Here is a 21,996-nt window from a genome sequence, read left to right as displayed (position 1 = left end):
GCTATTTCCCGCCATCGAGGAACTGGCGTATCGCCGCGATCGTCGCCGCCGGCTGCTCTTCCATCAGCCAGTGTCCGGCGTCCGGGATGACCAATTCGGTGACGTCGGTCGCCGCGTTTCGCATCACGACAGCCTCCATCGCCCCAAAGGATTTCGCGCCTCCGACGGCAAGCACGGGAATGGTCAATTTGGTCGCGATCGCCTTCTTGTTGTCCTCGGCGTCGGTGCGGATCGCCCGGAACTGGGCGAATGCTGCGTGCATCGCGCCCGGCCGCGCATAGAGTTCGGCGTAATGACGGCGCGTTGCTTCCGTGACTTTTGACGGCGTGCCCGCGAACTCGTTCCAGAAGCGGTCGAGATAGATGCGCTCGCGACCCCTAACCAGGCGCTCCATGTCGGTGCCACCGAAATCGAAGTGCCAGAGCCGCGGGCTGCGGACAATCTCGTCCCACGGTGGCACGCCGGGCACCGGGGCATCCATGACCACCAGCTTTTCGGTCAGGTCGCGATACCGGGCGGCGTAGGCATAGGCCACCATGGTGCCGATGTCGTGTCCGATCACGACCGCCTTCTCGATGCCGAGCGCCTGCAAGACGGCCCGCATATCGGCCGCCTGGGTCCATTTGTCGTAGCCATTATCGGGCTTGCCCGAGAGACCCATGCCGCGCAGATCGGGCACGATCACGGTGTGATCGCGCGCGAGGTCCGCCCCAAGCCTGGCCCACATGTCGCCGGTATCGCCAAAGCCATGGATCAGAATCACGGCCGGCCCCTTGCCGCCGACGCGCACATGAATCTGCGTACCATTGGCCGCGACGGTCCTGGTCTGGAAGGTGGAAGGGAACGATTCTTCGGCGCGAGCGGCGGGGGACAGCAGCATCAGGAGAACAGCGAGACATCTTGCGCGCACCGGCGCCTCCAATCATCTTGGATTTCAGTGAGTGACGGAACCCTGTTCGGCGGGCGCGAGCAGATAGTCAAGCGCGCTCATCGACGCCTTGCGAAGCGCGGCCAGTTCGCGTGCGGCGCTCTGGCACTCGGCGGGCGACATCGACGGCCCCGCCAGCTCGATGTCACGGCAGCGCTCGAACAGGCGGACGAGGCCGAGCGCGCTTGCCGCGCTGCCGAGCTGGTGCGCGGACCGCGCAAGCTGCCTGCGATCGCCGGCCGCGGCGGCTGCGCCGATGTCCTTAATCAACTGTTCGCTGGTCTGGTTCAGCAAGAGATGGAGCTTCGCGATCTGCGAGGCGCCGAGCAGCTCCTTCTGGTTGTCGAGAAAATGCTGGTCGATCAATGCGCCGGTCGCGAGCGTCGCGTCGCTCTCTTGCTCGGGCTCGTCCTCGATCGCCTCGCGAAGCGCGTTGATCAGGATCGGCTTGCTGACGACCTTGGCGATCCCGGCGTCTGCCAGCCGCTCGCGGGTGCTGCGCGACACGTCGGCAGTCACGACGATGATCCGCGGCATTGGCTGCAACGGCAGTTGCCGGATGCGCGCGGCCGCCTCCACGCCATCCATGTCGGGCATGTGCAGATCCATCAGGATCACGTCGAACGGCTGGCTGCTCGCGAGCACCACTGCGGCCGCGCCGTTCCTTGCGATCGCGGCGCGGTGGCCGAGCCGGTTCAAAATGGCTTCACCGACCTCGCAATTGACGGGGTCGTCGTCGACCAGCAGCACGCGGAGCTGCCGCGATGGCGGCGGAAGCGCACCTTGCGCGATGCCGCTTGCGGCATGGCCGAGCGGCACCAGAAGCGTGAACACGCTGCCGGCGCCCGGCGTGCTCTCCACCGTCAGTTCGCCGTGCATCAGCCGCGTGAGACGGCGCGCGATCGCAAGTCCGAGGCCGGTGCCGCCGAACCGCCGCGCAATGCTGTCGTCCGCCTGGACGAAATCCTCGAAAATCCGCTCGTGCATGTCAGGCGCGATGCCGATGCCGGTATCACGAACGATGATTCGGAGCAGCGCATGATCATCATGCCGCTCGGTTGTCGCGCTCAGTGCGATCCCGCCGCTCGGGGTGAATTTGATGGCGTTGCCGATCAAATTGAGCAGGATGCGATTGAGCCGCACCGGATCGCCGTGCACGGAGGTGTTGACCGTCGTATCGCAGGCGAGGTCGAAGGTCAGTCCCTTGCCGAAAGCCTGCGGGCGCATCAGGTCGACGGCGGTCTCGATCAACTGGTCGAGACGGAAGTCGCGCGTTTCCAGCGTTTCGGCGCTGGCCTCCAGTCGGGCATATTCGAGAATGGCGTCGACCAGCGCGATCAGCGTTTCGCCTGAGGCAGCCGCGGTCGCGAGGTGACGGTGTTGAACCTCGCCGAGGCGACCGTCGTCGAGCAGCTGCAGCACGCCCATGACACCGTTGAGCGGCGTGCGCAGCTCGTGGCTGATCACGGCCAGGAAGCGCGATTTGGTTTCGTTGGCCGCAACCGCAACACTGCGCGCGCGCTCGGCCGCATCGTGCTCGGCGAGGGCGTGATCGCGCGCCTTCTCGAGCTCGGAGGTCCGCTCGATGACCTTGCGCTCGAGGGTCGCATAGGATTCGCGCAAGTGAGCGGCCATCCGGTTGAACTGGTCGCCGAGCGCCTCCAGCTCGTCGCCGGTCTTGATCGCGAGCCGCAAGCCGAGATCGCCGCTTTCGATCCGCCGCGCGCCTTGCGTCAGCATCTGGATCGGCACGGTCATGCGGCGGCTGAGCCAGAGCGACACCAGGGTCGCGAAGGCCAAGAGGACGATCAGCAGAAAAGTCGACCGTCCGATCGAGGCGTAGATCGGCGCATAGGCTTCGCTGAGCGGCAGCTCGACGAACACCAGCCAGCCGAGTGAGGGGACCGTCGCATAGGTCGACAGCACGCGTTGACCCGAAAAATCCTCCTTGACCAGGCCGCCCGAGGGCGGCCCCACGCCGTCGAGCGCGGCCCGGACATCCGGATGGGCGGAGAGATCGCTGCGGCGCAGCGCCGGCCACAAATCGGGATGCGCGATCAACACGCCTTGGCGATCGACCACATAGGCCTTGCCGGTGTTGCCAACTCTGATCCCGGCGACGAGGTCCCAGATGAAACGCAGATTGACCTCGGCGACGACCACGTTGGGCTCGCGGCCGGTCCCGCGCGTGGCTAGCGTCATGAAAGGCTCGGTGTCGCCGAAGAAGTAGACCGGCCCGTAATAGGCCCGGCTTTCATTGGCGCCGCGGAAGGCGGCGAAGCTGGAGTGGTCGGCTTGGCTGCCGATCCTGTCCGGGACCCGGCGCGACACGCGCACCTGCTCGAGGCCCTGTGCATTGAGTTCGGTAATTTCTGCGATCGCGGGCGAGAGGCGCAGCAGGCGGATCGCGTTCAGTCGCGCGTCTTCATTGGTCGAGAGCTCGGTGGGCAGGCGGGCAAGCCATCTGATCTGGTTCTCGATCTGGCCAATGAACTGGCCGATCTGAATGGCCGCGCTTGCTGCCTGCTCGCGCTGGGTGGCCGCGAGAAGCTGCTTCTGCTCACGGTAGGAGAACCAGACGTCGAAGGCGGTGTTGATGGCGAGCGCGGCAAAGGCGAGGGCTACGATCGAGTAGAGATATTTCCGGAACAGCCGGCCGGGAGGCGCCCGCAAATATCCGTGGTCGATCGGTTCATTCACTCGCGAATCTCGTCGGCGCGCGCGAGCAATGTGAAGGGAATCGTCAATCCGAGCGCGTTGGCCACGGTGCGGTTGATCAGGAGCTCGTATTTCCGCGGCGCCTGCACCGGGAGATCGCCGGCTTTGGTGCCGCGCAGGATGAGATCGACATAATCGGCCGAGCGCACCTCCAGCGTCGGCCCGTAGCTCATCAGCCCGCCCGCATCCATGAAATAGTGAAACGGATAGATCATGGGCACGCGATACTTCGCTGCCGCCGCGATGATCGCCTGCCGGTTGATCACCAGGAAGCTGTCGACGAGCGAGATCATCGCCGCCTTCGGCGGCTCGGAAAAGCGGCTGATCGCGCCGTCGATGTCCGCTGGCGTGCTGAGCGGCGCGAGCACCACAGCCAACCCGGATGCCGCGGCCTCCTGCTCGAGGGAGTCGAGGAAAAACCGCCCGGCGCGAGGCGTGGTTGCCGGGTTGAACAGGACGCCGACGCGTTCGATATTCGGCACAGCTTCCTTGATCAGCTGAAGCCATTTGCCGCCCATCTCGGCGGTGCTGCTGGTGAAGCCCGTGACGTTGCCGCCGGGATGCGCGAGGCTTTCGACGAAGCCATTGCCGACAGGGTCGTTTGAGGTCGCGAAGACGATCGGGATCGTCTTGGTGACCGCCAAGACGGCTGCGGTTTCAACTGTTGAGCCGGTCAGGATGACGTCCGGCCTGAGATCGATGAGCTCCTGCACCGCGGCCTTGAACTTGTCGGGTCCGCCGAAAGTCGAACGGATTTCGAAGCGGTAATTGACGCCGTCGACCCAGCCTCGCTGCCTCAGGCCTGCGATGAGCCCACCAAGGCGAGTGGTCGCGCTGTCGGTCATGCTTCTTCTGGTCAGCTCGTCGTCGAGCGACAGGCTGGTCAGCGAGGCGACGATTCGCATGCGATCGGGCGTTGCGCCGAGCGCGAGAAATCCCGCAGCAGTTGTGCCCGCAAGGCGTATGAAGCCGCGGCGATCGACCGCGAAAGCGGAAGGCCGTTCGGTCATGGAATGTGTTGCTCGATGGTTCGTCCCAAGGCGGATGCTTAACGCGAAAGGGCGGTATCCACAATTGATGAAAAAATGCACTTATGAATGTTCATTCGCAGCCTTCGGCAGTCCGATACCGTATTCATACGCGCCTTAGGAATCGTTGTTTCGAGCCTTGTCTGCTCCGTGACGTTTTGTAAGGCCTTGTGGCATTGCAACATTTTCCGTCTCGGTTTTGGCGGCGGTTCGGGGAAGCCGATTTCGTAACGACGATTTTTGAGCCGTTGTTTCAGGTTGTTTTGAAGGTTTACGATGCGCAGAATTGATCTTGTCCCGGCCCTTGCCGCCCTTCTCATCACGGTTGCGGCCGGGCCGCTGGCGGCCCAGGGCGTCGTTCCGAAGCAGAAGGCTGCGCCTGCGCCGAAGGCCGTTGCGGCAGGTGCGCCGCCGGCTGCCGCCACCACTGCAGCGCCCGCAGCGTCCGGCGAGGCGGCCACGGCCGACGACAAGACCAAGGCGATCGACGGTTTCCGCTCCGCCAAATTCGGCTCGAACGAGGCCGACGTCCGCGCGGCGATAGTCAAGGATTTCAGCGCCAAGCCCGACGCGATCAGGGCCCAGGACAATCCGTCCGAACTGACGCACAGCCTGCTGCTCTCCGTGCCGGAGTTGCTGCCGAATGGCGGGACCGCCGAGCTCTCCTACGTGTTCGGCTACAAGTCCAAGTCGCTGATCCAGGTCGGCGCGGTCTGGTCCAAGGGGACCGATGCGGCGATCACCCCGGAGAAGCTGTTCTCCAACGCCAACATCCTGCGCGCTCATTTCCTCAGCGAGGGCTTCAAGCCCGACTCCATCGCGGTCAACATGCCCGTCAACGGCGGCATCGTGATGTTCCGCGGCAGCGATGCCAAGGATCGTTCGGTGATCCTGCTGTTGCAGGGCACGTTCGAGAACAAGGAGAACAACCAGCGCCTGCTCACGCCGACGAGCCTGCTGCTGTTCTACGTTGCCGACGCCAAGAGCCCCGACATCTTCAAGCTGCCGCCCGGCCAGTTCTGATGCCGGGCGATCGCACGCCATTCTCCCACCCGGTTGTGGATCGGCGCCAATGCCGATGACGAGGATCTGACATGCGCGGGCCATTTGCGACGCGAGACAACGACGAACTGACGCTGCGAGGGCTCGCGCGTTTCCGTTCGATGTCGCTGCTGTGCGCGATGCAGATGGTCTTCCTGCCGGTGTTCAGCGTCCGCCTTCAGGCGCAGACGGCGAATGTGATCACGCCGGATGGACGCACCGGCACCTCCCTGCAAAGCTCCGGCGGCGTCACCAATGTCACGACGTCGACGGTCTCGGGCAACAGCGCCTTCAACTCGTTCTCGCAGTTCAGCGTCGGGCAGGGCAATACCGTCAACCTGCAACTGCCGAACGGAACGCAGAATCTCGTCAACATCGTTCGCGACGCGCCGGTCTACGTCAACGGCACGCTCAATTCGTATATGAACGGTGCGATCGGCGGTAACGTCTACTTCGCCGATCCCAAGGGTTTCGTCGTCGGCCGCAGCGGCACGGTCAACACCGGCAGCCTCAACGTGTCGACGCCGACGCGGGAGTTCACCGACAGCCTGATCGGCCCGGGAGGGGCGATCAACGGCACGGCGGTCGGCAATCTGATGGCGGGCTCGTTCCCGGTCTCGCCGGACGGCAACATCCGCATCTACGGCCGGGTCAACGCCATCGACGGCGTCCGCCTCACCGGGCAGAACGTCTTCGTCGGCGGCGCGAGCCAGCGCGACATCGCCAATCTCGATCACGCCGCGAAGTTCGCCGCCTCGGTCAATTCGAAGGGATTGCGCAGCGCAGCCGCGATCACCGTCAGCAACGGCTCGATCCATATCGGCGCCGTCAACAAGGCGACGGTCAACGGACGGCTGACGGCGCGCAGCAAGACCACGACGCCCAGCAACATCACTGTTGCGGCAGGCAACAACGTCGAGCTCGGCAAGAATGCGAAACTGAGCACGGCGAGCACGACTGGGGACGCCGGCGGCGTCCTGGTCAAGGCCGGCAACGACGTCACGGTCAAGACCGGCGCCGTCATCGACGCCAGCTCCAAGACCGGCAATGCAGGCCTGGTCGAGCTCAGCGGAAACGGCATCATCGACGTCGGCAGCGGCGTGAGCATCAACCTCAGCGCGCCGGCCGGGCAGGCCGGTACGCTGCTGATCGACCCGACCGACGTGGTCATCGGCGACACGAGCCAGGGCGACACCGGTGTGACCCTGTCGAACACCTCGGTTGCCAACGCCATTGCGGCGCTGAGCGCCGGCGCGACCTATCTCGTCCAGGCCGACAATACGGTCACGCTCGCCCAGCATGCGATGATCGACGCTCGTAACCTCGACGCCACCAAGACGCATTCGGTCGGCAACGCCATCAATGTCGAGATCGATGCACCGACGATCGTCATCAACAACGGCGCGCAGATTCTCGCGCAGGCGATTAACACCGGCGGAACCACTTATACGAGCGGCAACGTGACGCTGGCGGCGCTGGCGATCCAGACCCTGATGTCCGGCCACGCCTATGCGACGACGGGTATCACGGTCGACGGCAAGATCACCGGCGGAGACATCTTCATCGGCGCGACCTCGACCGCGACGTCGAGCATGTTGAGTTCGCTTGGCTCGACTTTTGCGCTCGTCGGCGAGTCTGTTGCGGGGCTGAATTTGGGCGTGAACGGCGGCTATGTCGCCGCAAGCGCGACGGCGAATGTGGCCATCAACAGCCATGCCGATATCAGCGGCAGCGGCAACATCAATATCCGCGCGACAGGGTCGGAGACGGCCGCGGACCCGGTGCTCGCAGGCACGATTGGCGGCGGCCTCCCGTTCGGCGCCTCGGTTGTGGTCGGCAACGTCATCGGCAGCGTCTCAGCCAACGTCGCAAACGGCGCGACGATCAATGCCGGCGGATATCTGAACATCACCTCCACCAACAACGCCACGGTGAATGTCGCCGCAATAGCGACGACCACCAGCGCGGCTGTGGTTGCGACGTTCGCCTATTCGAACGTCTCGGTGACGACCGGCGCGAATGTCGAAACCGGCGCCCATCTGAGCTCTGGAACGGCGAGCGGTTCGGCCGGGGGCCTCGCCGTCTACGCGATCAACAACAACAGCTTCTCGACATCGGCGACGTCCGTCGCGCTGGATAATCCGGCGCTCAACGGCGGCGTCGGCGGCGCGATGGCGATGAGCAACATCAACACCTCCGCCAACGCGACCCTGGGCTCATCGCTGGGAACCAGCGCCAGTCCGATGACCGGTCCGGTGACGGTCGAGGCTTTCTCGAACACCACGTCGAACTCGACGATGTCCTCGACCATCACCGGCACGCCCACGCTGATTGCGGGCCTGCAGGGGCTCGTTGTCGTCGGCTCCGGGACGGGCAACCTCATCGCGCAGCAGATGTTCAGCACGCTGCTCACGACCGACCTCAACCTCAAGGCGGCCGCGGCGCTGTCGCTTTCCAACAGCACCGAGAACGCGACGGCGGCGATCGCGACCAATTCGAGCGGCGGCGCGCCCTCGATCTACACGACCGGCAACGTCGCGGTGGTCTCCAACGTGACCGACGTCGGCGTGCGCAGCAATGCGACGTCGGCCGCGATCACCTCGAGCCCGATCGACGGCCAGTCCTACGCGGTGAGCGCTGCCGTGGCCTGGGGCAACTACACCCACAATTCCAATGCCTATGTCGGCGATGGCGTCACGATCAGTGCGCCGAATATCGGCGTCGCTGCAAACACCTCCATGCCGATCACCAACACCTGGACCCAATGGGCCGGGCTGACCGAGGTGATCAGCCACCTCAACGGCAATCTGGGCGTCGGCGGCAACATCCTGACCAGCTACGCGAACGCAGGTGCGGACGCCGGCGACACGCTCGGAATTTCCGGGTCGCTGAACAACTTCATCGTCCACAACCACACGACGGCGTGGGTCGCGAGCAGCGCCAACCTGAATGCGACCTGCACGGTTGCGACCTGCGGCAGCGGGGCGTGGTCGGCCAACCTCAACACCGGCACCCAGGCCTTCGATGCGACGCTCGCCGTCACGGCCTCGTCCTATACCGCCTCGATCGATGCGGCCGGCAGTGTCGGCACGCTCGGGTTCCTGCCCGGCAATACCTCGGGAGGCTCATCGTTCGGCGGCTCGCTCAATCTGGTCCAGATCTCCAACACCACCATCGCGGGCGTTGCCGCCAATGCGACCGTGTCGTCGACCGACAACATCTCCGTCGAAGCCGTCACGACCGACCAGTTCTTCGGTGTCGCGCCGACATCGGGCAAGGCCGCCGGTACGCTGGCACTGAACGGCATCACGTCGCTCGCGCTGCTCGACAACACGACGCACGCCTCGATCGGCAGCACGGCTACGGTTTCGGCGCCGACCGTCAACATCTATGCCGCGCAGGACCTGTCGATGTTGACGATCGCCGGTGCCGTCTCGATCGGCGCCAATTCGGCGGTCGGTCTCGCCGTCGCCTATCTCGGCGCCAGCGCCGACACGGCAGCCTATATCGGCGACAACAGCAGCGACATCCGGTCCGGTGCATTCACCTCCGACGATCCGTTCTCCGGGACCGGCGGCGGCAGCGGCTCGTTCAGGGCCGACTTTCTGACCATTTCGGCGACGACGTCCGGCCGCATCACAGCGGTCTCGGTCGCAGCCGCGATCTCGCAACCAAGCGTCTCCAGCTTCGCGACCAAGGCGGGGGCGGTGACCGCGGCAGCCACCGGCGGGACCGCGGGCATCGCAGCCGGTGCGGCCAAGGCCGGTTCGGCCGGATCGAGCACCAGCGGATTCAGCATCGATCTCGCCGGCAGCTCGTCGGTGAGCGACGTCTCGCTCGCTACCAGCGCCTACATCAAGAACGCCGGGACGATCGACAAATACACCACGAACAGCGGAGTAGAAGCCAAGACAATCGTCCAGGCGCTCAACGACACCATCCTGGACAACGGCTCCGGCTCGGCCGCGGCCAACATGGCCGGAAGCGAAGGATCGACCAGCGCGGCTATCGGCGGGGCGATCGCATCGGCGATGTCCAACAACGCCACAGTCGCCTACATCTCCAACACAACGGTCAACAACCAGAGCTCGGTGACGGTGCAGGCGCTCAACGGCGGCTCAGAGACCGTCGTCGCCATCGGCATCGCGGGCGCGCAAGAAGGCAATGCGGCCGCGCTGTCGGCATCCGTCGGCATCGTCACTGACAGCGCCAACGCCTATATCGAGAACTCGACGATCACGGGCCAGGCGACCGGCGTCAATCGCGCCCTCGAGGTCGACGCCTACCAGACGACCAACATCGCGATCGGCGGCGGTTCGCTCTATGTCGCCGGCGGCAAGGGCGGGGTCGGCATCGGACTGACCTATGCCTCGATCGCCAATCCCACCGGCGGAAACGCGACCGACGCGCACATCTTCTCGAGCGCGATCTCCAACTATGACACCCTGCTGGTGGTGGCCGACAGCGCCGGCGTGATTGCGGCCGGTGCGGCATCGGGCGGGGCGGGAGGCAACGGGCTCGCCGGCGCCATTGTCATTGACGAGATATCGCCGACCACGACGGCCTATATCAACAGCAACAGCACGGTGAACATCAGCGCCGGCAGCGTCACGGTGCTGGCGGACAGCGGCGACGTGTCGGATCTCGATACCGCGCTCGGCAATCTCGTCAAGAAATCCAACAGCGGCCACCTCGCTGCGGATACCTGCACGGCGGCTGGTGGCAGCGGCGTGCAGAACTGCATCGATTTCAGCGCGGCCGCGCTCAATGGCGGAACCGGCAACGGACCCGGCGGCAGCATCATTTCCGTCGCCGGCATCATTCAGGCCGGTAAGAACAATGTCGGCGCCTCGATTCTCTACGACACCATTGCGACGACGCATTCGGCCTATATCGCCAATGTGCTTCTGACGGGCCGCGTCAATGTGAGCGCGATCGACTCGTCGAAGATCCAGTCGGTCGGGATCGGCTTCGGCCTCTCCACCGGACAGTTCTCCGGCGTCGGCGCCATGACGATCAGTTCGATCACCAATACCGTTTCGGCCGCGATCGGCGACAGCCATTCGAGCGCGACGAATTCGACCGTCTCCGGCAACAATGTTTCCATCTCCGCGACCGACAATTCCAGCATCACCGGCACCGCTGCGGTCGCGGGCGCGTCGACGCAGGGAAGCGCCGCGGGCCTGGCCCTCGTCAACAGCAACATCGCCAACAACGTCAGCGCCGGCATCATCGGTTCAAAAGTGACCTCCAGCGGCAGCGTCGCCGTCGGTGCCAGCTCGAACGCCAAAATCTCGACCGTCGCGCTAGGCATCGCGATCTCCGCGCAGGTCGGGCTCGCAGGCTCGGTCGCCACGAATCTGATGGGCACCAACGTCACTGCCAGCATCACTGCTGCCGGCACCAATGGCATCAACGGCGCCGACGTGACCGCCAGCAACAACGTCGCGGTGATCGCCAGCAATACCGACAACGTGGCCGTCTCCGCCGGCGCTCTTTCCATCAGCAAGGGCGCGGGCGGTGCCGCCGGTTCGGTGGTGACGAACCAGATCACCGGCAGCACCTCGGCCTATATCAGCGGAGCGAACACCAAGGTCGACGCGCTCGGAACCAGCTCGACCGACACGCTGTCGGTCAACAGCGGGACCCTGGCGCACGCCAACGATCTCAGCGGCTTCCAGGCGCCGACCGACAGCACACCCGACCTGAGCGAGACCCAGGATACGGTGAAGGGCCTCGCCGTCGTCGCCAGCTCGCACCAGGCCGTCGTCACCAACGTCATGTCGGTCGCGGCGAGCTCCGGCATTGCCATCATGATCAACCCGATCACCTCCGTGCTGAGCGGGTCGACCAACGCCTATATCAGCGGCGCCAGCATCGATACGCGCCTCACCAGCGCGGGGCTGCTGCCGCAGATCGACGTCGCCGCCTCGAGCTTCTCCTATTCCGGCGCGTTCGGCGCCGGCATCGTGCCGCCGACCGGCACCGGCGGTGGTGGTGCGACCATCATTTCGACGACGATGTCGCGCACCACGATGGCCTACATCACCAATTCAACCGTCGGCAGCCTGTCGTCGACGACGACCCCGACCGTCGCCGGCGTCACCGTGAAGGCCAATGCCGAGCAGGATGCGTCCTCGATCGGCGTCGGCTTCAACACCGGCTCGGTCGCCCTGAACGTGTTCACTGCGACCACCGAGGCCTATGTCGACGGCGGCGCGATGACAGCCTCGTCGCTGACCGTCAAAGCCAACGACACCACCGGCATCTACTCGGCCGGCGGATCGGCGGCCTATGGCAGCCAGGCGGCGGCCGCCGCCGCGTTCCTGGTCCAGGTCTCCTCCAATCGCACCGAGGCCTATGTCGGTGACGAGTTCCACTATCAGGGCAGCGGCGCGGCGCACACGACGGCGCTCAATCTGAGCGGCGCGCTCGACGTCGAGGCCAACACGGTCGATCGCTTCCAGGCCTATTCGGTCGGTGGCTCGCTGTCGACCGGGACGGCCGCGATCGCCGGCATGGCAAACGTGGAGATCGCCAACAACACCACCATCGCCGGCGTCTACGATACCACGCTGCAATCGACGACGGGCGGTGCGGCCGGCGCCGTCACCATCAACGCCAACGAGGATGTGGCGATCGAGGAGATTGCTGGCGCGATCGCGATCGGCGCCAGCGGTGGCGGCGTCGGCGTCGGCGCCGCAGCCAACGTCATCGTCTTCAAGAGTCAGACCATTGCGGAGAGCCGCAACAGCGACCTGAATTCGTCGGCTGCCATCAATGTGGGTGCGCTCAGCACCAAGGAAGTGCTGTCCTACGCGGTCACCGCCGGCGTCGGCGGCAGCGTCGGCATCGGCGCGACGGTCGGTGTCATCATCATCGGCACCAACACCGCCGATGCAGACACGCAGGGCCAGGAGACCGGTCAGCTCAACCAGGGCAACAACGGCACCATCACCTCGGTCAACAACAGCACCAACTCCACGCACGGCAGCGATGCGGTGGCGAGCGGCACGGCCGGCAATCCGAACAATGCCCATGTCAGCTCGACCTACGATGTCGGCAGCGTGCTGACCGGCGGCAATGACGGCGTCACCGCGCAGATCGCGGGCGGCAATGTCACGGGTACGCAGGTGAACGTCGCAGCGGTCAGCGCCAACGCGACCAAGATGTTTCTGTTCGGCGCCGGCTTCGGCAAGAACGTCGGCATCGGCGCGGGCATCGGCTACACCAGCGTCGACAGCAGCGTGCTCGCCAATCTGAGCGCGGTCGTCTCCGCGCCCTCCGTCACCGTCGCAGCACAGGTCAAGGACGCCACCACCGGACTCTATTCCGGCAAGACCATCGACAGCGAGGCGATCGCCGGCGGCGCGGGGCTTTACTTCGGCGCGGACGCGGCCGTGGCGGTCGGCAACGTGGCCAATTCCGTGACAGCCCAGGTCGGCGGCCAGATCACCGGCACGGGCGGCACCGGCGTCGCCGTGATGGCGCAGGACTCCTCGACGCAGGTCGTCTTCACGGGCGGCGTCACCGCCGGTTTCGCGGCCGTCGGCGCTTCGATCGCGACGGCGGGACGATCGAGCTCGGTCGCGGCCAAGGTTTTGCCGGACGCCGTCATCGATGTCTCGACGCTCGCGGTTGGTGCGCAGGGGGCCGGTACGTTGTCCTCGACGTCAACAGCGCTCGGCGGTGGCATCGTCGCCGGGGTCGGTGCGGATGCGGAGGCCCACGAAAATTCGACCGTGCTTGCGGAGATCGGCTCGGGCTCCTCGATCACCACGTCCGCGACCGGAGTCGGTACGCTGGTATCGGCGTCGATCACGCCCAATCTGTCGAGCAGCGCAATCGGCGTCGCGGTCGGCGGCGGTGCGATTGGCGTCGCCGTCGCCCAGTCGACGGTCGGAGCTCAGGTCACGGCCGACGTCGGCGACAACACCATCTTCTCCGGCGGCGCGATCTCCGTGGCCGCCATGGAGCTGGTCCCGACGGGCGGCACGACGACCTACGCCTGGGCGCTCGCGGGCGGCGGCGGTTCGCTGATCGGTGCCCAGGGCAGCTACGCCAAGGCGTCGGAGAACGCGACGGTCAGCGCCTACGGCGGGACCGGAATTACGCTTCCCAATGCCAACGTGACCATCGCGGCTGAAAACGACAGCGCCCAATACGCCGAGGCGACCGGCCTTTCGACCGGCTTCCTGGCCGTGGGCGCGACCGTCGCCCAGACCTCGTCGAGCGCGCACACCTACGCCTATCTGGGCGCGCCCGCGAACATGGACGCGACCCATCTGAACGACACCGGCTACATCGGCATCCTCCAGATTGCGGCCACCGGCACGGATGCCAACGTCTCCAACGCAACGGTCGGCGCGGGCGGCACCTATGCCGGCGCGGCGGCGGTCGCCACGACCAGCACGACGGCCGTGACCAACGCGCGGTTCGACGGCGGCACGACGGACGACACGCTGTATTTCGGCGGTCTCAACATTCGCGCCAAGCACACCACGAATTATGCAGCCAGCGGCGATGCCTACCAGGCCTCGACCGCCGGCGTCTCCGGCGGCAGCGCGCAGAACGACGTGACCACGACCACGACCGCCGAGATCGGCACGCACCTGATCATCAACTCGGCCGGCGGCGACATGGATCTCATCTCCAACGACATCGTCAACCAGGCCGGCGGCGGTGCGCGTTCCGGCTCGGGCGGCATGTTCTCGGGCGCGGCGGCGCTCAGCAGCTCGACCGTGAACCAGTACGTCTATACCAACGTCGGTGCCGGGACGGTCCTGAGCCTCAACGACGATCCGCGGACGTCCGGCGCGGTGATCAACATCGAGGCCTACAACACGCTGAGCACGAACGACACGGCGAGCCTGGCCACGGCGAGCTTCTTCGCCGGCGGCGGCGCCGAATCCGACATGACGGCGAACGCCACGCTCCAGGTCAACATCAATGCCCGCGAGCTCTTCAGCGCAGGCAAGATCTACGTCGGCACGACCGCGAAAATGGCGGCGGCCAACAATGCCAACGCCAGTCTGTACGGCGCGATTGCCGGCGTCGGCGCCAGCACCAACAGCTGGGTGCACGCCAACCAGGCCGTGAATGTCGGCAGCAACGCGAAAGTCGAGGCCTGGGGCGACATCACCATCTATGCGGGTCTCGCCGGCGACGGCAGCATCGCCAGCAGCGTGCAGGCGACGGCGACGACGGTCGTCTACAACAACACCGCCGTTCCGATCTCCGCCCTGTACCGCGGCACGGCCAATGCCGACGACACCACGAGCCTGACGCTCGCCAACACGTCGAGCGTGCTCGGCGTCCAGAACATTTACCTGGGCGCGAACCAGGGGCAGGTCGCGGCGTCCGGCAACGGCAGCAATTACAATCCCTATCTGGACATCTTCAGCGCCAAGAACAGCGACAACCACAGCCACACAAGCGGAACCGGCGACGTCGCTCTCAACGGCCTGGTGGTGGCGGGCATCAACAATGATGTGGAGATCACGATCGAGCTGGGCGCGAGCACGCCGACCCTGACCACGACCAGTTCCTACTCGTCGCTGACCAACGGCGGCGCATCTCCCCTCGAATCCGTCTCCGACGTCAGTCACTTCGATCCGGTGATGAGCTGGAACCACCAGACGGTCCAGTACACCGTCGTCTCCAGCTTTAATCCCTACCAGCTGATCGTGAACCAGCTGGTGACGCTGACCGGCCTGACCGAGGCTGTGATCCGCTCCAGGCTCTCGACGTCAACGACGGCGAACCCGACGACGATGTCGCCCTCCGGCACCGATGCGACCGGCGACATCCAGCGCCAGATCAACACGTTGATCCAGCAGGCGCCCTTTACGACCGATGCCGGAGGTAACGCCTTTGCAATCGGCGACATGCTGGTGTCCGCCGGAAACGTCTCGATCCTCGCGCAGAAGCTGACCGGGAACAGCGGCACGAATCCCGCGGCGCCAGCGGTCATCGCGCAGAGCTCGCCGTTGATCAAGGTCGAGAACAAGGGTCTCGACTTCATGGACCTGAACAATCTCACGGTCACGGATGTGAGCGGAGGAAACATCACCTACCGCCAGATCGATCATGTTGATCCGGATTCGCACTCCAACGTGACCTTCACCGCCACGCCGAGCGCGTCGCCGAGGATCGACATCTCAGCCACCTACAACCGTCTGGATGCCGTCACCGGCCAGGCCGTCGACCAGAACGGCAACGCGCTCACCAGCACGCCCGACATCTATCTGGACGGCGTCATCACCAACAACAACGGCCTGCTCAAGATCACCAACAATTCAGGCAGCGTCGTCGCGTCGCAGGCAATGAATGCCGCGACCATCCAGATGGTGGTGCCCAAAGGCTCGTTCACCTTCCTCGGCGGTCTCGGGAGCTTCAAGGACACCAACGGCACCGTCGCCGATCAATGGGCCAATACCGAATTCAAGCCGGGTGACAACGACACGCTGACGGCGGTGATGGCTGCGGCGACCTACCTCGGCGCCTATGGCGACTATAACAGCGGCGTGCACATCGCCGGCGGTGCCAATCACCCGTACTTCTATTACTGCTGCACCGACGGCAATAACGGAGTTGCGGGAACGGCGAGCAACAGCACGATCTTCACCGCGCGCATGCTGAATCTGTATTACGACGGCTTGTCGCTCTATTCGGCGATCTTCTTGCCGATGGGCCAGGGGGCGCCCGGTAGCGGAAATGAGAACGCGGGCAGTGTGGGGACCGCCGCCACGCTCGCGGCCATGGAGGGGCAGACGACGCAAACCATCACGACCGCTCCGTGGCAGCAGCACGATTATGACGGCCAGGGTGTCTACAGCGGCACGACCAACGGTTCGAGCACATATTCCACCCCGTTCAACTGCGCGCGCTGCGCGGCCTACTTCCAGGTCATCAACATCCAGCCGGATGTGATCACGCCGAAGACCGCGAGTTCGGCGAGCAACCCGCCGGCAAACGACCCCCAGATCATCGGCAAGGCGATCATCATCTCGGCGTCGGTCATCAACATCAACGGCACCCTGCAGAGCGGCTCGAGCAGCAACTACTCGGTCAATATCGGCGCCGACGCGCTGAGGGACATCAACGCTCTCAAGAGCGGCACGGGCCTTGCCCAGGCCCAGGCCAATGCGCAGCATGGCGTCTATTGGGATATCCCGGCTGGCGATCTAACGACGTCGGGCACCGGCGACGCCACGATCGGGGCGAAGTACAACGCGCTCACCGACCAGATCGTCCTGAACAGCGTGGTGCAGGGCTCGGGCGGCTACATCTATCTGAACGGCAAGATCATCTCGACCTCGACCCAGGACGGCGTCTCACAGGGCAAGCTCGTGATCAACGGCGGCTCCGGTACGGTCACCGTCAACAACAACACCGGCCTGCAGCTCGTCACCAACACCATCAACACCGGCGTCACCACCCCGAGCGTGATCGAGATCGTCGATCAGCTCAAGGCGAAGACGACGTGGTACGTCTTCGATCCCACGGCTGCGAGCAGCCAGCAGGTGTCGAAGTATGAGATCAACAGCGTCAATGCGAACCAGTTCGACGCCACGATGCTTGCAGGCACGACTGGCACGGCAGGCGTCCAGTACGCGCCGCAGGCCAACATGTACTATCAGTGGGTCGACACGGCGACGCTGGATCGTCCGGTGACCAGCACGCAGTTCGACTATGGCTGGACTTATACGCCCAACGCCGGGCAGAACTGGACCCGTACGGTCAGCCTGGTTTCGAATGTGCAGCAGGCCACTGGCGGCGGCACCACCGGCCAGTTACAGACCAGCAATTTCCAGGAAGTCGTCACTGCGACCGGCTCGTCTCACGGTGCTGGCGGCAACACGCACCCCGATAGATGCTGCGGCTCGGACAACCAGTACAATTGGTATCAGGAGATATTCGATCACCTGACCCTGACGCTGACCAACACGGTCAAGGCGTCGAACGCGATCAACATCCAGTTCAACGGCGGCAGCACCAGCACGGTTGCGGTCACGTCGAACTCCAGCATCGTCCTCAACGGGTCGATCAACAACGCGCAAGGCACGACCTCGCTCACGGCCACCGGCGCCAACTCGTCGATCACGGTCGGCGCGCATGCGAACAACCCGGTGATCTCTGGCACCAGTATCAACCTGTCGGCGCCAGGCGGCATCGGCACGCTCGGCGCGAACGGTGTTCCGATCCAGGTGCAGCTGATTGGCGGCAGCCTGACCGCCAATTCGATCGACCACGACATCTCGATCGCCGCGATCGGCGCGCTGTCGATCAACCAGGTGGTGGTGGCCCCGGCCGTCGCCGGCCAGGCGCCGCAAGGCAGCGTCTTCCTCTCGGCCATCGGCGACGTCAACTCGGCGTCCCCTTACGACGTCACCAACCCCGTCGTGATCGGCAAGAACATCGAGATCGACTCCGCTGCTGGTGCGATCGGCGCGACGAGCAGCGTCGTCAATAACGCGTCCACCCTGACCAACATCAATCCGCTGGTCATCCAGGCAACGGGCGGCGTTCTCAACACCACCTCTGCCACAGGTACCTACATCGTCCAGTCCAAGGGCGATTTGCACCTCGGCACGATCCAGTCGACCGGAGGCCCGGTCTTCCTGGAGGCCGCCGGCTCTGACGGCAACCAGGCCAGCATCCTGAACGGCCAGGCGGCCGCCGGTATCACCGCGGCGGAGAGCGCGCATCTCCAGGCCGTCTGGGCCAATCTCGACCTGCTCAACGGCAACCCCGCCACCAACGCCGTCAACAGCTACCAGTCCATGGTCACGTCGGCCTACAACGACTACTTCCAGCTCAAGAACATCGCCTTCACGAACGGCAGCACCTACAACCCGACCTCGGTGGGCCTGACGGTGCTGCGGGCGCAGGTGGCGGCCAAGCTCGGCATCGATCCTTCCAGGGTCTCGACCACGGACATGCAAGTCGAAGCCACGACGCGGTTCCTGAGGGATCAGTTCCTGCTCGGCAAGATCTCGACTGACCAGCTCAAGAGCTCGCTGACGACGTTGCTCGGAAGCGCACCCACGGATGCGCTGGCGACCGTGTTCGGCAGCTCGCTGTCGACGACCCTGTTCGCGAAGCTGTTCGACGGCGTGACGACCGCCAATCAGCGCCTGCCGAGCAACACGGCGCTGCAAACGGCGCTCACGACCTACAATGCGAATTACAGCTACACGCTCGCGTCGACCGAGCAGGTCTACAGCATCATCACCGCGGGCGCGCAGTGGACGCAGAGCCAGCTTGCCTACACGGTTTCGTCGTCGGCCGTCGGCGCGGCCCCGCCGCCGATCGACCCGAACGTCGCGGCCAATATCAGCGCGAGCCAGATCATGCTCTACGCGCCGCACGGCTCGGTCGGCAATTCGGCGGCGCCCCAGACGTTCACCTTTACCAGCGTCGATTCTTCGTCGCTGTCGACCGTGCAGAGGGGATTGCTCTCCTCGGCCGGTCCCGGCCAGCTCACCGTCAGCGCGGTCACGGACCCGACGACCCATGTCGTGACCTATACGGTCGGCCTGTCGCAGCAGAACCTCGTCGTCCTCGACAACCCGATCGCGATCTCGGCCAACGCGCTGACCAATGTCTATCTCGGCAGCAAGAACAGCCTCACGCTCGGCGGCATCACCGCGAGCTACGGCCCGATCGCGGCGGCGCAGGCCAACGGCATCCAGGTGACCGGCCGCGGCGACGTCAAGCTCGACGCCGTGACCGGCATCACCGCCGCCGGCGTGACCGGTTTGCCCGCGATCTCCGGGGATATCGGCAACCTGACCCTGATCGCCGAGCACGGTAATATCGGTGCGCCCGGGGCCGCCGGAAGCAATCCCGCGACCAACGCGAATGCGATCCAGATCGCTTTCGCCGACCCAGCCAACGACCAGCTCGACCAGGTCTCGTCCGGGCAGGGCATCTATGTGAAGCAGACCACCGGCGATCTCGTCCTCGGCAACATCTCCGCCGGCAATGAGATCCAGCTCGCGGCGACCGGAAGCATCTATGCCGAAGGCGGCTTCTCGGACCGTACGGCGATCCACATTCTGGGCACCGACCTCGATCTGCGCGCCGGCGGCAGCATCGGCTTCAACGGCTCGACGTTCCAGCCCTTGCAGGTGAACATCTCCGGCACCGTCACCGGCTCCGCTGGCGGCGATTTCGGCCTTCTCGCCGTTACCGGCGACCTCTCGGTTGGCACAAGCGGCACCTATGGGACGCTGACCGCCGGCGGCGCGATGACGTTGAACGTGCCGAATGGTGCGCTCACGATCAATGCCAGCCTCACCAGCGACGGTCTGATGCAACTGCTCGCCAACCGCGGCATGACCTTCGCAGCCGGCACCAGCACGGCACCGGTGGTTGCGACCAGCAGCTCTGACGGCGTGACTCTGGTGGCAGCGACACTGTCGATGGGCGCCTATTCCGCGATCGACGCGGCCAAGGTGATTTCGGTCACCACGACGAGCGATGCGATCCTCGGCCAGCTCAACACGTCGCTGTCCTATGCCGCGGCCGGCAATGCGCCGTCGATCGTGGTCACCGCCGGCGGTGTGGCCTCGCTGGGCGCGATCATTGGCAATGGCGATGGCCAGACCACTTTCGTGACCTCTGGCACCGGTGCCGCGCTGTCGCTGAGCGCTTCGAACGGCATCGGCAGCGCAACGAGCCGGCTCGGCTTCAACGCCGCGCTGCTGACCGCGAGCGCGAGCGCCGGCGGCATTTACCTGAAGGCGCTTACCGACACCGAGGCGAGCCTGCTCTCGGCGGTCAACGGCAACGTCGACATCCTCGGCACCGGCGGCTTGAGGCTCGACCAGGTCGTGGCCGGCACGGCGACGGGCGCGAGCGGCAGCTTCAGCGCCGTCACCGCCAACGGCAGCATCGTGATCGGCATCGCCAGCAGCAGCGGCTCGCAGACGATCCATGCCAGCCAGGACGTGACGTTCAAGGCGCTGACCGCGACCGGCACCACCGGCGACGTCGGCAACATCAGCGTCACCGCCGATAACGGCTTCATCCTGGGCCAGACCACGATGGTGGGCGGTGTCGTAACCCAGGGCTCGGTTGCAGCCAACGGCTCGGCGACGCTGCTCGCGGCCTTGTCGAACACCGGCCACAATCTGACCGCGACCACCGGCAACGCGGTGTTGAGCGGCACGGTCGTTCATTGGGACAACCTCACGGCAGGCGGCACGCTCAGCGTCACCGCGACGACCGGAGGGATCACCGTCGGAACGTCCACCAGCGGCGGCACGCAGACCCTGCATGCCCATGACGACATCACGTTCAGCCAGATCACGACGCTCGGTATCCTGGGCGATGCCGGCGATCTCGACGTCAAGTCCGACACCGGCTCGCTCCACGGCGGAGCGATCACCGCTCACGGCGATACGCATTTCGATGTGGCGGGGTCGGTGACGTTCGATCGGATCACCGGCGACGTCGTCAAGATGACCTCGTCGGGTGACCTGACCATCAACTGGGTCAGCGTGGTCAGGGAGCTCGACCTCGCCGCCGATACCATCCACGTCAAGGGCGAGCAGGTCCGCTCGAACCCGCAGATTCCGCTGATCCTGAACATCACTGGCTACAATGGCGGCGTCGCGAAATACGCCGACATCACGATCGACCCTGACAGCATCATCGTGAACAATTTCAGGGTGGTGGACGCGAACTTCCTGACCGACGCGCGCTCCGTGACGATCCTGAACGGATACGTCCCGGGCCAGCTGGTTCTCACCACGGCGACGGAGCAGGTGTTCCTGAACAACCGCACGCCGGCGCCGAGCAATGGGCCGACGCTCCAGCTCTACCAGCCGGACGGCGTGTTCACGATGAGCCAGGTCGGCAACGCCAACGTCACCAACGCCTATGTGGTGTTCTACAGCGGCGATATCTCGGCGACCGTCACCAATTACGGGTCGAGCCACGCCTGCTGCAACGACTACACAGGCGCCAGCATGGCCCGCAACATCGCCGTCGACGGCGAGGGCTATGAAAGCATCGATACCTGGCTGGCGCAGAAGAGCGGGGGCACGTTCTATCAGCTCGGTCTATCCGGCCATGCTCGGCTCGACGCATTGCTGTCGCCGCGGCCGGTCGAGACCATCGGGTCCGGACCGGCCGTGAATGTCGAGGGGCTCAGCGACATGCGCAAGCTGCGGCGCCAGGGGCAGCGCACGGGCCGCCCGGGCTGGAAGGATGCAGCGGCGGGCGGGATGACGAAGCCGGCGGTGAGCCGTCTCGCGGAGGTGTGGTAGT

5 protein-coding genes are annotated in these 21,996 nt (G+C 65.3%); 2 read left to right on the top strand and 3 right to left on the bottom strand.

The features are described from left to right. Position 1 precedes the first annotated feature (1 nt). From ACPPVR_RS28730 to ACPPVR_RS28720, 3 genes are read right to left on the bottom strand one after another with little or no spacing between them, the layout of a single operon-like run. Positions 2-880: an alpha/beta fold hydrolase gene (locus tag ACPPVR_RS28730; protein ID WP_426616203.1), complete on the bottom strand. Its 879-nt coding sequence runs from the start codon at positions 878-880 to the stop codon at positions 2-4. A gap of 54 nt (positions 881-934) precedes the next feature. Continuing rightward, positions 935-3,628, bottom strand: coding sequence for an ATP-binding protein (locus ACPPVR_RS28725; RefSeq protein ID WP_426609927.1), 2,694 nt, complete (start codon positions 3,626-3,628; stop codon positions 935-937). Then, positions 3,625-4,656, bottom strand: coding sequence for an ABC transporter substrate-binding protein (locus tag ACPPVR_RS28720; RefSeq protein ID WP_426609926.1), 1,032 nt, complete (start codon positions 4,654-4,656; stop codon positions 3,625-3,627). Before ACPPVR_RS28720 ends, ACPPVR_RS28725 begins: the two co-directional genes overlap by 4 nt. A 294-nt stretch (positions 4,657-4,950) precedes the next feature. On the opposite strand from ACPPVR_RS28720, the gene ACPPVR_RS28715 reads away from it, so the two are divergent. Next, a complete protein-coding gene (locus tag ACPPVR_RS28715; RefSeq protein ID WP_426609925.1) occupies positions 4,951-5,697 on the top strand; it encodes a hypothetical protein in 747 nt (248 codons plus the stop codon). Between the two features lie 71 nt (positions 5,698-5,768). Continuing rightward, positions 5,769-21,995, top strand: coding sequence for a leukotoxin LktA family filamentous adhesin (locus ACPPVR_RS28710; RefSeq protein WP_426609924.1), 16,227 nt, complete (start codon positions 5,769-5,771; stop codon positions 21,993-21,995). Position 21,996 lies beyond the last annotated feature (1 nt).

The sequence above is a fragment of the Bradyrhizobium sp. McL0616 genome, assembly GCF_049993385.1.
Classification (GTDB): domain Bacteria; phylum Pseudomonadota; class Alphaproteobacteria; order Rhizobiales; family Xanthobacteraceae; genus Bradyrhizobium.
This window is presented reverse-complemented; position numbering and strand designations above follow the sequence as displayed.